Below are 14,126 nucleotides of genomic sequence, written 5' to 3'. Positions count from 1 at the left end.
TCAGCGTGGCATTGACCAACGAAACTTTCTAAGCAAGCCTTTAGTAGAACTAAACGATGAGACGGCAGTTGAATGGCCAGATGTATGTCTGGTTGCATGTGTTTTCCTGCGCGGCACGGCACCTGTCGTTCACCCGTTGCGCGGAAGAACTACACATCACACCCGGCGCCGTGAGCCAGCAGATTCGCCAGCTGGAAGAACGCCTGGGCTTTCGCCTGTTCCTGCGCCGCGCGCGCGGTGTAGAGCTGAGCGCTGAAGGCCAGCGCCTGGCGCAAACGGTCAGCGAAGCCTATGGCAGCATCGACGCCGAACTGCTGCGCCTGGATGCCGGCGAGATCCGCGGCACCCTGCGCCTGCGTTCGATCCCCTCATTCCTCGCCAAATGGTTAACGCCACGCCTGCCGCGCCTGCAACAACGCTACCCGGACATCCAGCTACGCCTGGTCGCCGAGGACAGCAGCCAGGCCTTGCATGAGGGCGACTTCGACCTGGCCATTGACCTTAACGACGGCAGCTACCCGGGCATGCATTCAACGCCGCTGCTCGATGAGCAGATCTTCCCGGTATGTTCGCCGACACTGCTGCGCGGACGTCCGCCCCTGCATGGCCCCGTCGATCTTGCGCACTATCCGTTGTTGCACGACATCACCGCCTGGCGCGGCAGTTCGGAATACGCCGAGTGGGAGTTCTATCTGGAGGGCATCGGGGCCAGCGGCCTGGACGTGCGCCGTGGGCACACCTTCAACCGCAACCACCTGACCATTGAAGCGGCGATTGCCGGGATCGGCGTGGCCATCGCCCGCCGCACCCTGCTCAATGATGAACTGGAGCGCGGCACGCTGATCGTGCCGTTCGGTTTACCCATCGCCAACCACAAACGCTATGTGCTGCTCTACCCACCCGGCGGCCTGGCCCATCCGAGCGTTCGCGCGGTGCATGACTGGCTGGTAGAAGAAGCCGAGAGTTTCCGTAGCCTGCACGCACCCGCGTTGTAAACGGCCGGCATCAGTCGGCCTGACCCACCGGCATGTGCTCGACGACTGTTGCGCCGTCGGGCGTCACTACCTGGCTGAGGTCAATACGCTTGAACACCGGCTTGGCCCCCAGCCGCGCGTTGAACCGTGTGTTGAAACTGAAGTCATCTTCGGTCGGCACCGCCAGCGAGCGCCCATAGATCGGGGTGAAGGCGGCCGGGTCATAGCCCAGCAACTGCAGCAGAGTCGGGAAGATGTTGTAGTGGCTGGAGCGGTCTTTGTTGGCGGCCAATTCAGCCTGCCAATCGAGGGTCTTGAGTCCTTCCCCCTGAATGACCACCAGCGGCACCAGACCCTCCTCCTCCACCGGGTCACTGTCGCAATGGGTATTGAGGCCAGGGTTGCCGCGCTCATGCAGGTCTTGACCATGGTCTGAGGTATAGATCAGCACCGCCTGGCTCAAATCGGCCTGGGCGAACAAGCGGTTAAAAAACTCGCCGACATTCCACAGCAGACTGTTCTTGTAGGCATTGCGATACAACAGCCAATCCTCCGGCTGACCAGAAAAACCATCGCGCCGTCCCGTATCGGCGATGTCGGCATACTGCCCGCGCGGCAAGGCTGGGCGATAGGTCATGAATGCATCGGGGTACTTGTCGTGTACCGGGAAATGCACGCCAACCTTGTTCATCACGATCAACTGCGCCTGACCGTCGCCGAGCAACTCGATCAGTTTTGCCACCGCCGCCATGTCACGATCACGCACCGGGGTGGTGTCGAACTGAATGAACTGGTCAATGTCGCGTTTTTCCGCAGTATTCATCAGGTTCTGCAAGTTGCCGCCGGTGCGCTGAGCATCGATGTACACCGTACCCAGGCCGGCTTGCTTGGCGTATTGCCAGATCGACGGCAGGGTTGAGTTGATACGCAGGTAGTCGGTGCGCGTGCCGCCATAGCGCAGAGTGACGTTGGTGTCGGCACTGCAGTTGGCAATAGAGGCGGCGTAGCCATAGTTGAAGATACTCGCGCCGGGTTGTACCTGGTTGAGCTGACTGCGCACGCCATGAGCGGTGTTCAGGTCCAGGTAATTGCCCGAGACGCTCTCGTCGATGATCAGCACGATGTCGCGGGCCAGTGCGGGCCCTTGGCGCGCCAGACTCACCGGCTCACGCGGGCCGACACTGTCGTGCAGCGACTCATAGGCAAACAGGTTCAGGTAGGCCAGCGCCGTGTACATGATCGGCAGGCCACGCGCACCCTCACCGGCGCGCACGAATAAAATCGCTGTCAACAGAACGATCCCCAACAATGGCGCGGCCCAAGGCAGCGTCGCCGGCCCCGGCAAGTTGCGCCGTGGGCGCAAGCCCAGCCCGAACAGCAACAACAGGGTGCGCGCCACGCTGCCGAGAATCACACTGTGATACTGCTCCAGCGCCTCGCCGATAAAGCCGCCGGAATAGACCATGGAAATGAAAGCGCTGTACGTCAGGTAATCCGCCGTGATCCGGGTATAGGCATCAAAGAACAGCGCGCTGGCGGAAAACCCCAGCGCCCATGCCCAGCGCAACCAACCCTGGCGGATATTGGCACTGAGCAGCAACGCCAGCACCAACAACACGAAAACGCCGGTAAACAGCAACAACGCCGGGTTCAGGCCAATAGCCTGAAGACGCTCGAAGTAATAGGGATAGTGGCTGATCAAGTAGAGAACGAGCAGCAATTCCTTGAAATAACGGCGCATGACTCCCTCGCAAAAATACCCTTCGACCCTAGCGGGCTACTTCCACGTTAGCAGCGCTGCGACAAAGCGCAAACCGGTAAAACGTCAATTTACCGGCGATCTTACGTGCACTGATTCTGACAAATTGAAAACGCGAAACCGTTGCATTCGTGAAACAGTCACCGCGGCAGAGGCCACGTTTTACTTGGCCCTTGACCGTTCATCGTTTTCATAGACGGCCATTTGCCACTGCCTTATTCAGCTAAGCCCGCGATTTAGAAAGGCTTGATGGCAAAAAGCCTATTTGCAGCGAGTGTAAATCCGACGAAACATGCCATTTGATTGACACGACCTTTCATAGGTGGGCTATACCCAGATCACACCACTGTTTCATTCTTCTTACTCCATACGAGGCACGCCGACATGGACGTGAGCGTATTTGGCACCGGCTATGTCGGTCTTGTGCAAGCTGCTGCCCTGGCAGACGTAGGTCACCGTGTGTTATGCGTCGATGTCGACGCTCACAAGATCAGTCAACTGCGTCAGGGGGTTCCGCCCATCAGCGAGCCTGGGCTGTCGAGCATGCTCGAAGAAAACATCAAGGAAGGCCGTTTACTGTTCAGTACCCAGGCCAGTGACGCGGTTGCCCATGCCGAATTGATCTTCATCGCCGTCGGTACCCCACCGGATGAAGATGGTTCGGCCGACCTCTCCCACGTGCTGGGCGTCACCCGGCAGATCGTCGATCTGATGGATGCAGATCGCACCTTGATCATCAAGTCCACGGTTCCTGTCGGTACCGCCGACAAAGTCGCGCAACTGGCCCGCGAAGAACTGCAGCGCCTGAACAAAAGCAGCTTGCAGGTGCGGGTGGTGTCCAACCCCGAGTTTCTCAAGGAAGGCAGCGCCCTGGCCGATTGCATGCGCCCGGACCGCATCATCGTCGGTACCGCCGATGATCACGCCCATGAGCAGTTGGCCGAACTCTACGCGCCGTTCTGCCGCAACCATGAAAAACTCATGTTCATGGACAACCGCAGCGCCGAACTGACCAAGTACGCGGCCAACGCGATGCTCGCCACACGTATCAGCTTCATGAACGAGCTGGCCAATCTCACTGAGCGCCTGGGTGCTGATATTGAGGCCGTGCGCAAAGGTATCGGCTCCGATCCGCGCATCGGTTATCACTTCATCTATCCCGGTTGCGGCTTTGGCGGTTCGTGTTTCCCCAAGGACCTGCGCGCCCTGCTGCACACCGCCGAACACAGCGGCATGCCACTGCGCCTGCTGCAAAGTGTCAGCGAGGTCAATGATGCCCAACGCCAGATCCTCTTCGGCAAGTTGAAGCAACACTTTCCCGGCAGCCTGGCGGGCAAGTCCATCGCCCTCTGGGGCCTGGCCTTCAAACCCAACACCGACGACATGCGCGAAGCGCCGAGCCGTTACCTGATGGAGGCGCTGTGGGCCGAGGGGGCGACGGTCTGCGCGTTTGATCCTGAGGCGATGTCCGAGTGCCGGCGCCTCTATGGCTATCGCGACGACCTGCGCCTGTGTGCCACCCGTGACGACACCCTGGAAGACGCCGACGCCCTGGTGATTTGCACCGAATGGAAGAACTTTCGTGTCGTCGACTTTGCCCTGCTGGCAAAGAAGCTGCGCAGCCGCCTGATCATTGACGGCCGCAACCTGTACAACCCTGACCAGGTCGCCACCTTCGGCCTTAGCTACAGCGGCATTGGCCTGCGACAGGTTCAGCCGCAGGTGCCGGCGCCATGAAAATACTGGTCACCGGCGCCGCCGGCTTCATCGGAGCGCACTGCACCCTGCGTCTATTGCGCGATGGCCATGATGTGATTGGCCTGGACAACTTCAACGATTACTACGATCCGGCACTCAAACATGCACGGGTACGCTGGATCGAAAGCCAAGCCCGCAACTTCCCCCTATATCGCCTGGACCTCAACGACGCCGCAGGTGTAGCCGAACTGTTTACCCGCGAACAGCCCGAAGTGGTGATCCACCTGGCTGCCCAAGCCGGGGTGCGCTACTCGCTGGAAAACCCGCGCGCCTATATCGACAGCAACCTGTGTGGCTTTCTCAACATTCTCGAAGGCTGCCGCCAGCATCCAGTGCAACACTTGCTGTATGCCTCCTCAAGCTCGGTATACGGCGCCAACCAACACACCCCGTACCGGGTTCAGGATGCGGTAGACCATCCGCTGTCGCTGTACGCTGCCACCAAAAAAGCCAACGAAGCCATGGCCCACAGCTATAGCCACCTGTTCGGCATACCCTGCAGCGGCCTGCGCTTTTTTACCGTGTATGGGCCTTGGGGCCGGCCGGACATGTCACCGATGCAGTTCGCCCGGGCGATTGCCGAAGGTCGCCCGATTCAGCTGTTCAATTACGGCCGGCACCAGCGCGATTTCACCTACATCGACGACATTGTCGAAAGCCTGGTGCGCCTGATTCCATTACCGCCCAAGGCCAACCCTGAGTGGAACCGCGAACAACCGGACCCCGCCAGCAGCCACGCACCGTGGCGCCTGTTCAACATCGGCGGCCAGCGCCCGGTGGAGCTGACCGACTACCTCGCGCTGCTGGAAAAACACCTGCAACGCAAGGCCGAGGTCGAGTTGCTGCCCTTGCAACCGGGCGACGTGCTGGCCACCTGTGCCGATGCCAGCGGCCTGGACCAGGTTACCGGGTTCACCCCGCGCATCTCACTGGATGAAGGGCTTGCGCGCTTTATCACTTGGTTTCATGAGTACTACCCGCACCTCGACCAGGAAGCCATGCGGGTCAACGGGCATGTGCCCGCGCATCAACGGAGGGCGGTATGACAGGACAACCTAAAAGTGCGCAACTGCAGGCACTGCATCAAGACAAACGCATGGACCCGGCGCATCGCCAACGCCTCGATGCAGCCATCCACATGCAAGGTCGTGGCTGGCTGACCGGCCGTGCCGGGGGGCGGCCCTGGACACTGTCGCGAACCAACCGGGTGCTCGCCTGTGTCGGCGCCCTGGGCATTCTGACCCTGATTTCCCCGTTGCTGCTGGTACTGGCCATGCTGATCAAACGCAGCGGCCCAGGGCCTGTATTTTTCGTGCAAAAGCGCACCGGCTACCGCGGCCGTACCTTCGGCATGTACAAGTTCCGCACCATGGTCGCCAACGCCGAAGCCTTGAAAGACTCGGTGCGCCACCTGAACAAGCACGGCGCTGATTCCATCGACTTCAAAATCGACAAGGATCCGCGTGTCACCCCAATCGGCCAATGGCTGCGGCGCAGCAGCCTGGACGAGTTACCCAACCTGTTCAACGTGGTGCTCGGCGACATGCGCCTGGTCGGTCCTCGCCCCACCTCGTTCAACGCCTACCGCTACAAGGACAACCACCTCGCGCGCTTGAGCATCTACCCCGGCATGACAGGCCTGTGGCAGATATCCGGACGCAGCAACATTGACTTCGACCAGCGTGTCGAACTGGACCTGAGCTACATCAACGAACAGAGCCTGCTGCTGGATCTGAAGATCCTGCTCAAGACTCCGTTCAAAGTCTTCAGCGGCCACGGAGCAAGTTGAATGGACGGTTCTACTTCAAGAAGTCTGACCATCGCCACCCCGAGCGAAACCAACCTGACGTCCACCGTGCTCGACGAGGACCAGCGCATTCTGTTGCTGACCGCTGCCAATACCGGCAGCGGCACCAGCACCAGTGCCCTGGCCTTCGCCAGCCAGTTGGCGCTGATGAGCGGCGGCCCGGTATTACTGGTCGACAGCAGCCCCAGCAGCAACAACCTCAGCCAGCAGTTGAGCCTGCACAAACTGCGTGGTTTCAACGACCTGATGTTCGACCTGGAAACCCCGCCGCTGATGCAGGACTGCATCGTGCGCCTGAGCGACCAGCCGTTCGACGTGCTGCCCGCCGGCACCTACAAACGCGGCAAGGAGCGGCTCAACCCGGACCTGCTGCGCGTGTTGCTGCGCCAGTTGGGCGATCACTACCGCTTTGTGGTGATCGATGGTGAAGCCGTCTATGCCAGTGCTGACAGCCTGGTGATCGGCACCCTGGCCGATGGCGTGATCCTCGTGGTGTGCGCTGAGGAAACCCGCTGGGAAGTGGCCCAGGCCGCCGCCCAGCGCTTGTCCCAGGCCGGCGCCCGCCTGATCGGCAGCGTCTTCAACCGGCGTAAGTACTACATGCCCAAGTGGCTGTACAACAACCTTTAGGCCAGCAGACCAGGAGCCTCCCATGAAATACACATCGTTCGCGCTGTGCCTGCTGACCCTGGCCGGCTGCACCAATCAGGAAACCCGGCAGATGCCGGTGCAGATCATGACCGCACCACCGGGTACGGCTCAGAGCGCGGAACTGCCGCGCAGCGAGCAGGTACTGCGGCCACAGGACGTGCTCGATGTGATCTTTCACGTCAGCACCAGCGGCTCGGACACCTACCGCATCCAGCCGGGCGACACCGTCGGCCTGGCGTTCCTCTCGGCCAGTTCGCTCAATGGCAATCAACTGGTGCTGCCCGATGGCAGCATCGAACTGCCGCGGGCCAACACCTCGGTAAAAGTCGCCGGCCTCACGCCTGACCAGGCCCGGCAGACCATCCAACAGGCCTACCGCAACAAAAGCCTGTTCCAGCCCAATCGCGACCAGCTAACCGTTCAGGTGATCAGCCCGCTGACCAACGAGCAGAACCTCAAGGACGCCCTCAACCACCCTGGCACCGGCATGAGCCGCGAAATCACCGTGAACAGCGATGGCCAGGCCAGCTTTCCAGAAATCGGCTCAGTCCCGCTGCAGGGCATGACCGTCACGCAATTGCAGACTTACTTGAACAAGCGCTACGCCGACCTGCCCGGACGCATGACGGTTGACGTGATGCTCAAGTCCACGGCGGTCAATGAGATCTACGTGCTTGGCGAAGTGGGCATGCCCGGTGCCTACCCGATTCGGCGCCCGGTGTCGGTGCTCGAAGCCCTGACCATGGCCCGCGGGCCGAACGTCAAGGCCCGGCTCGATTCAGTGGTGATCATGCGCCGCACCGGCAACCAGGTTCAGGCCGTGCCCTATAACGTTGACGCTGCGCTGGATGCCAGTGCTGCGCAAGTGGCTTACCTGCAACCAGACGACATGCTCTACGTGCCCAAGACCAAGCTGGCCAGTGCCGGCGACCTGGCCCGGCAATTGGCTGATGTAGTGCTGTTCCAGGGGGTCGGCTTTGGCTTCGCCTACCGTGTTGACAACAAAGACAGCGACAACTAATTCAAGGCAGGTGAACACGCATGAACACAAAAGAAAACTACCTGCATGAATTCTTCAGGATCTTCTTTGCCAACCGCCAGTTGGTGAAACGGGTATTCCTGGTTTTCGCAGTCGTCGCCTTGCTGTTGCCTCTGGTGCTCAAACAGAGCTTCGACATCACTGCAGAAGTGATCGTGCAGTCGAAAAAGCTGTCCCAGAGCGATACCAACACCGCCCTGGCCCAGGAGGCCGACAAGTTCATTCCACCGTCGCTGGCAGACATGGAAACCGAGAGCAATATCCTACGTTCGCCGACCTTGATCCGTCAGACCATCAGCCAACTGCGCGACGAAGGTCAGTATGAGGTCGCCCCAGGCGTGCTCCAGCGCCTGGTGTTCGGGCCGATCCGTACCTTTATCGTTAACCCGCTACGCGAACACGTGATCAATCCAGCGCGTGCGCTGTTTGGCCTGGACGTCGATCCGGTGCGCGACACCCAGCTAGACGCCCTCACCGACGAAGCCATCAACAGCCTCAAAATCGAAACCCTGCCTGGCTCCAACGTCGTCTCGATAACCTACAGCTTCCCCGACCCAAAACTGGGGACCCTGTTTGTCAGCCGCCTGCTCGACAACTACCTGCGCAACCGCCAGAACCTGCAGTCCAACGAACTACCCCAAGAGTTCTACGAGCAGAAGAAACTGCAATACCAAGTGCGCATGGATGACCTGGAGAGCAAGCGCCTGGGGATGCTTGAAGGCATCGGTTCGTCCGATCCGAAGGAAGAAATCACCTTCCGTCTCAACGCCATCAACACCGAAGAGCAAGCGCTGAACCTGTACCGCGACCGCCTGCTGCAAAGCCAGCAGTGGCTGGAGTACCTCAAGACCAGCCTGGCCTCGGCGAACAACGCCGGCATGCGCGATTTCGCGTTCCCTTACACCTTCACCACCACCGTCGACAACGCGGCATTCGAAGACCGCGAGATCAAGCAACTGGGTGAGCAGTTGACCACCCTGGTGCTGACGTATGTCAGCGACCTGGCGGTGTTCCAACCCAGCAGTGAGCAAATGCTGCTGCAACGCGAGCAAATCGCCAAGACCCGTCAGCAGTTCTTGAAGATCGTCTCCAACCGGATCAAGGAGCGGGAAAAAGACCTGGCCGTGGTTCAGAATGTCATCGCGCAAAAAACCCAGCGCATCGCCGACTATAAAGACCGTGTGCACCAGTTGCAGCAGACCCAGAGCAAGGCACGCCAGCTCGATACCGAAATTGATGCGCTGCACAAGGCCTTCTTCACCTACACCCAACGGTATGAAGAAGCCCGCGGCGAGCAGTTGCTAGGCAATGATGCCTCCAACGCCCGGGTCTTGAGCGCACCGTATGAGCCTGCCGAAGCTGCCTTCCCCAAACCGATCCTGATCGTGCCATTTGGCCTGTTCACCGGTTTGCTGTTGGCCATTGCCCTGGTCTATGTGCGTGAGTTCTTTGACCACCGCTTCAAGCACCCAGCGCAAATCACCCAACAGTTGGACCTGCCGGTACTGCTGGTGATCAACGACCAGGCCCCGCAAACCCCCAACCCTTACAAGGGCTGGTCGCTGCCGCGGCTGGTGCATTGGGTGCGCAATTGAACGCAGCCTTGCCCCTGCAGCGGCCGATCATCCACCTGCTCGGCAGCGGTGGCTTCTACGGTGCCGAGCGGATGTTGCTGGACCACTGCCAGGCTACCCCGGGACAGCACTTGGTGCTGTTCCTCGGTGCCCCGGAGGAACTGGTGGCGCGTTTTCGCGCCGCTGGCGTGGCCTGCCGCAGCTGCGCCAGCCTGGGCGAGGTGTTGACTCAGTTGCGCCAGTGCCGAGATCCGCAGCCGCTGATCAACAGTCACAACTTCAAAGGGCTGGTATTTGGCTGGTTGGGCGCGACGCTGTGGCGCTTGCCGATGGTCGCCACCCAGCATGGCTTTACCCCGAGCAATCGCAAACAACGCCTGTACACCTGGTTGAGTTTGCAGCTATGCCGCACCGGGACCATCGACAAAGTGGTCTGCGTGGCCGAGAGCATCAAGCGCATCCACCGCCAGGCAGGTGTCACCGAGCACAAGCTGCAGGTGATCCCCAATGGCCTGCCGGAGGCCCCCGCCTTGCCTGCGCGCGGCCATGGCGACGAACGCTGGCTGGCCGGTTACGTCGGACGTTTGAGCCAGGAGAAAGGACCGGACCTGTTTCTCGATAGCCTGATCCCCCTGTGCCAGCGCCATCCGCAACTGGACGCGGTGATGCTCGGCGATGGCCCGGAACGGGCTGTGCTGCAAGCACGCATCGATGCTGCCGGGCTGAATCAACGCATTCGCCTGCCCGGGTTTCAGCGCGACATGCGCCCATGGATGGCGCGCCTGGATGCCCTGGTGATCAGCTCGCGCACTGAAGGCACACCGATGATTCTGCTCGAAGCCATGCAGGATGGCGTCCCGGTGGTGGCCTTCGGCGTCGGCGGCATTCCTGATGTGATTGAACATGGCCGCAGCGGCCTGCTGGCCAGGCCGCTGGCGGTCGATGAGCTGGCCGCACAACTCGAAGCCCTGATGCTCGACCCGGCTCAGGCCGACGAGCTGATCGCCCAGGCGCGGCGTACGCAACGCGAACGTTATCACCTGCCGACGCTGGCGCAACGCTGGGCCCAGGTCTACCTGGGCGCGGCCACGGAGACCTGCGCATGATCATCCCCCTGTCCCTGATCGGTCTGTTGGCCATTGTCAGCCTGGCCCTGCTGGCCAGCCCCTACCCGTTCCTGGCACCCGGCGCGGTCATTGGCCTGGCGGGTCTGCTGGCGTTGTACCGGCGTCCGGCGTGGGGACTGATGGCGATCATTACCCTGGTGCCGCTGGAGGGCCTGTTCAAGGACACCGAACTGTCGGCGGTGAAATTGATTGGCGCCTCGCTGGCCTTGGTGCTGTTGCTGCAACTGGCGACCAAGCAACTGCCCGGCGAGCGCCTACGCAGCTCGATGTGGCGTTTGCTGGTGGGTTTTCTGGCCCTGTACCTGCTGAGCTACCTGGCCAGCGAAAACACGGAGCTGTCGCTGGGCCACTTCCGTGAGCTGGCAGTCGGCCTGCTGCTGTTCGCCATCACCTTATTGGTGGGGCGCGAACTGAACCTGGCAATGATGTGCCGGTTGGTCAGCCTGAGCGTCGGCGTGACCTGCGTAATGGCCATGTTCTCCACCAAGTACCAGGACGAAGGTCGCGCTGCCGGGCTGCTCACCGACCCCAACCTGTTCGCCATGCTCATCGCCATCGCCATCCCCATGGCGTTGTGGCTGGTGCTCAAGAGTCCGAATCGGCTACAGCGCCTGTTCTGGATCGCCTGCTGCATCCTGTTGCTGGCCGGCATGACCAAGACCAACTCGCGGTCGGGCTTGGTGGTGCTGTTGATCAGCCTGGTGATCGCCCTGGTCCACTACCGCAGTCAGCTCGGTCGCTTGCGTCCGCGGCACCTGGGTTTTGCCATGCTGGGTATGGCGATCCTGCTGCCAGTGGCCGTTGCGCTGATGCCCGACGCCTACATTGAGCGGATCCAGTCGTTGGCCCAGCTCAAGTCCGGGGTCAACGCCCACAAGGACGAATCCCTGGGACGACGCTCCTCCTACATTGTTGTGGGCACAAAGATGATCCGCGAGAACCCGCTGATCGGTTCTGGCCCCGGGACCTTCCCCCTGCATTACGCCACCACCGGCTATGCCAAGGCGTTCTCTTCCAACAAAAAAATCGGTGACCTGTATCGTCGGGCGCACAACACCTACCTTGAAATCTATAGTGAAGTCGGCGTGCCGGCCGGGCTGTTGTTCACCGGTTTGATCGTCCTGGCCTTGTACAACCTCTGGTACGCCCGGCGGCTATGGCTGCAACAGGGCGATCACGACCAGGCTGACCTGCTCACGCATTTATGCATGAGCATGCTGGCGATCAGCTTGTTCCTGATGTTCTTGAGTGCACCGAACCAAAAGTACCTGTGGATCATGCTGGCGCTGTCCAGCGTGTTGCGGCTTAAAGCCGAGCAAGCCCGACTGCCGCAGGAGGCCGCATGAGCCAGATCAGCATCGTCGTGCCCATGTTCAACGAGGCCCGACATATCGGTCGCACCTTGCAAGCGGCACAACGCGCCGCCACCGTTGCCGGGCTTGAATGCGAGCTGATCGTGGTCGATAACGGCTCCAGCGATGACGGTCCGCAGATCGCTCGCAGCCTCGGGGCGCAGGTAGTGAGTCTGCCCGGGCTGACCATCGGCGCCCTGCGCAATCGCGGTGCTCAGGCGAGCGCAGGTCAATGGTTGGCCTTTCTCGATGCCGATATTGAAGTCCCTGAACACTGGCTGCGCTTGCTTCTGGATCTGCATGAACAGGGCCGTGGCGATGTCTTTGCCTTGGATTGCGACACCCCGCGCCAGGCGCCCTGGTTCGCCCAAGCCTGGCAGCGGCGCACCCGGCGCGCTGGCCCCGAACTGCACAGCATGCCCTGGCTGCCGACACCCAACCTGCTGATGCGCCGTCAGTGGTTCGACCAGGTGGGGGGCTTCAGCGAAACCCTGCGCACTGGCGAAGACAAAGACTTCACCTTGCGCCTGAGCCAGGCCGGTGCGCGGTTGCTGGCCCTGCGCACGCCGGCGGTCCTGCACTGGGGCTTTGAAGGTAGCTGGGGTGAATGGCTGGGCAAGGAACTCTGGCGCCAGGGCAGCAACCTGCAATTACTGCGCAGTAACGGCGTCAGGCTGCGCTTGCTGCGCTTCCCGATGCTGTCGATGGGCGCCTGGGTACTCGACGCCATGGCCTTGTCGGCCCTGCTCGACGGCTTCCCGCACCTGGCCCTGCTGATGCTGCTGATCGCCAGCCTGCCAGCACTGGTGTTGAGCCTGCGCCAGAGCCTGAAACACCGCGAGCCTTTGTTCGTCCTGCAACTCTGGGGGCTGCACTGGATTCGTCTGCACCTGGCCGGCGCGGCCTTCGTGCTCAGCCTGTTCAACTGGAACGCAAGGAGGCCCGCCCGTGGCTGAACTCATCTTTTGGCTGTGTCTGTTGCTACCCTTCTATGCCTGGCTTGGCTACCCGCTGCTGCTGACCGTCGCTGGGCCATTCTTTGCTCAGCATAAGCCTGGGCTGTTGCCACCGCTGCAGGTCAGCGTGGTGGTCGCGGCGCACAACGAGGAACGCCATATCGAGGACAAACTGCGCAACCTGCTGGCCCAGGATGAGCACCTCTCCTCGTTGCAGATCATCGTCGCCAGCGATGGCTCCAGTGACCGCACGGTAGAACTGGCTCGGCGCTTTGACGACCCGCGCATCCTGGTGCTCGACCTTCCGCGTCAGGGCAAGAACAGTGTGCTCAATGCCGCTGTCCGCCACTGTACCGGTGACATCCTGGTATTTACCGATGCCGACGTGCATTGGCTCGACGGCACCCTGCAGGCATTGCTGGCACCGTTTGCCGATCCTGATGTCGGCGGCACTGTCGGCAATATGATCATCCCGGTTGCCGGCAAGGGCCTGAGCATTGGTGAGAGCCTGTACCGCCACTACGAAGCCTGGCTACGCCGGGTGGAAACCCGTACCGGCTGCACGGTCTCGGCCGACGGCGCCCTGCAGGCGCTGCGCCGCGAGCTGTATCAGCCGATACCTGCACGGGTCAACGACGACTTCTATATCAATACCTGCGCGCCCGTCGCCGGTAAACGCGTGGTCTATGTCGATCAGGCCAAGGTCCTCGACCAAGGCGTCGACGAAGCTGAGCGCCAGTTCAGCCGCCGTCAGCGCGTTACCGTCGGCGGTCTGATCAGCCTCGCCGCACGCCGGGAACTGCTCAACCCGCTGCGTCATGGCTTGTATGCCATTGCCCTGATCAGCCACAAGGTAATCCGCCGTCTGGCGCCGGTACTGCTGTTGCCATTGCTGCTGGCCAACCTGTGGTTGCTCGATGACCACGGTTTCTACCGCCTGAGCCTGGCCGCCCAACTGCTCGGTTATGCCATTGCTGTGGCGGGCCTGCTGGATGTGCGTCATCGCTTGCCCAAGCCATTTCGCCTGGCCGCGTTCGTGTTGGTGACCTTGGCGGGCATGAGCGTCGGTCTGTGGCAGTTTCTGCGCGGGCACAGCTACAACCAGTGGAACCCCGACCAGACCCGATGA

Annotated in this window: 12 protein-coding genes; 11 read left to right on the top strand and 1 reads right to left on the bottom strand. The window is 61.3% G+C overall.

Features of this window, described 5'->3' with window-relative positions:
* Positions 1-56: 56 nt before the first annotated feature.
* Positions 57-995, top strand: coding sequence for a LysR substrate-binding domain-containing protein (locus tag CX511_RS11865; protein WP_045179875.1), 939 nt, complete (start codon positions 57-59; stop codon positions 993-995).
* A gap of 10 nt (positions 996-1,005) precedes the next feature.
* Here the strand turns inward: CX511_RS11865 and CX511_RS11860 are convergent, their stop codons facing one another.
* Positions 1,006-2,715, bottom strand: coding sequence for a sulfatase-like hydrolase/transferase (locus CX511_RS11860; protein WP_101293319.1), 1,710 nt, complete (start codon positions 2,713-2,715; stop codon positions 1,006-1,008).
* Between the two features lie 402 nt (positions 2,716-3,117).
* Here CX511_RS11860 and CX511_RS11855 point away from each other — a divergent pair, with 402 nt between their 5' ends.
* The 10 genes from CX511_RS11855 to CX511_RS11810 are packed head-to-tail and all read left to right on the top strand — an operon-like array spanning position 3,118 to position 14,126.
* Complete coding sequence (locus CX511_RS11855; protein ID WP_045179871.1) at positions 3,118-4,470, top strand: UDP-glucose dehydrogenase family protein; 1,353 nt, start codon at positions 3,118-3,120, stop codon at positions 4,468-4,470.
* Complete coding sequence (locus tag CX511_RS11850; RefSeq protein ID WP_045179869.1) at positions 4,467-5,537, top strand: NAD-dependent epimerase; 1,071 nt, start codon at positions 4,467-4,469, stop codon at positions 5,535-5,537. Before CX511_RS11855 ends, CX511_RS11850 begins: the two co-directional genes overlap by 4 nt.
* The gene (locus tag CX511_RS11845; RefSeq protein ID WP_045179867.1) at positions 5,534-6,280 is read left to right on the top strand and encodes a sugar transferase; all 747 of its coding nucleotides are present in this window, start codon (positions 5,534-5,536) and stop codon (positions 6,278-6,280) included. The genes CX511_RS11850 and CX511_RS11845 overlap by 4 nt, the downstream gene beginning before the upstream one ends.
* Positions 6,281-6,928, top strand: a complete 648-nt coding sequence (locus tag CX511_RS11840; RefSeq protein WP_045179865.1) for a CpsD/CapB family tyrosine-protein kinase — start codon at positions 6,281-6,283, stop codon at positions 6,926-6,928.
* A 22-nt stretch (positions 6,929-6,950) separates the two neighbouring features.
* Positions 6,951-7,970 (top strand): polysaccharide biosynthesis/export family protein, encoded by a 1,020-nt coding sequence (locus tag CX511_RS11835; protein ID WP_045179864.1) that lies wholly within the window; start codon positions 6,951-6,953, stop codon positions 7,968-7,970.
* Positions 7,971-7,990: 20 nt separating this feature from the next.
* Positions 7,991-9,583 carry a GumC family protein gene (locus CX511_RS11830; protein ID WP_101293320.1) on the top strand — a complete coding sequence of 531 codons (1,593 nt, stop codon included), beginning with the start codon at positions 7,991-7,993 and terminating at the stop codon, positions 9,581-9,583.
* Entirely contained in the window at positions 9,568-10,668 is a 1,101-nt protein-coding gene (locus CX511_RS11825; RefSeq protein WP_373432745.1) for a glycosyltransferase family 4 protein, read from the top strand. Before CX511_RS11830 ends, CX511_RS11825 begins: the two co-directional genes overlap by 16 nt.
* A complete protein-coding gene (locus CX511_RS11820; RefSeq protein ID WP_045179856.1) occupies positions 10,665-12,035 on the top strand; it encodes an O-antigen ligase family protein in 1,371 nt (456 codons plus the stop codon). Before CX511_RS11825 ends, CX511_RS11820 begins: the two co-directional genes overlap by 4 nt.
* Complete coding sequence (locus CX511_RS11815) at positions 12,032-12,997, top strand: glycosyltransferase family 2 protein (RefSeq protein ID WP_045179855.1); 966 nt, start codon at positions 12,032-12,034, stop codon at positions 12,995-12,997. The genes CX511_RS11820 and CX511_RS11815 overlap by 4 nt, the downstream gene beginning before the upstream one ends.
* The gene (locus tag CX511_RS11810) at positions 12,990-14,126 is read left to right on the top strand and encodes a glycosyltransferase family 2 protein (RefSeq protein ID WP_045179852.1); all 1,137 of its coding nucleotides are present in this window, start codon (positions 12,990-12,992) and stop codon (positions 14,124-14,126) included. Before CX511_RS11815 ends, CX511_RS11810 begins: the two co-directional genes overlap by 8 nt.

Origin of the sequence: Pseudomonas sp. S06B 330 (assembly GCF_002845275.2) — a bacterium.
GTDB lineage: Bacteria > Pseudomonadota > Gammaproteobacteria > Pseudomonadales > Pseudomonadaceae > Aquipseudomonas.
The sequence above is the reverse complement of the archived record's forward strand: the minus strand, read 5'-3'. Positions and strand labels throughout refer to the sequence as shown.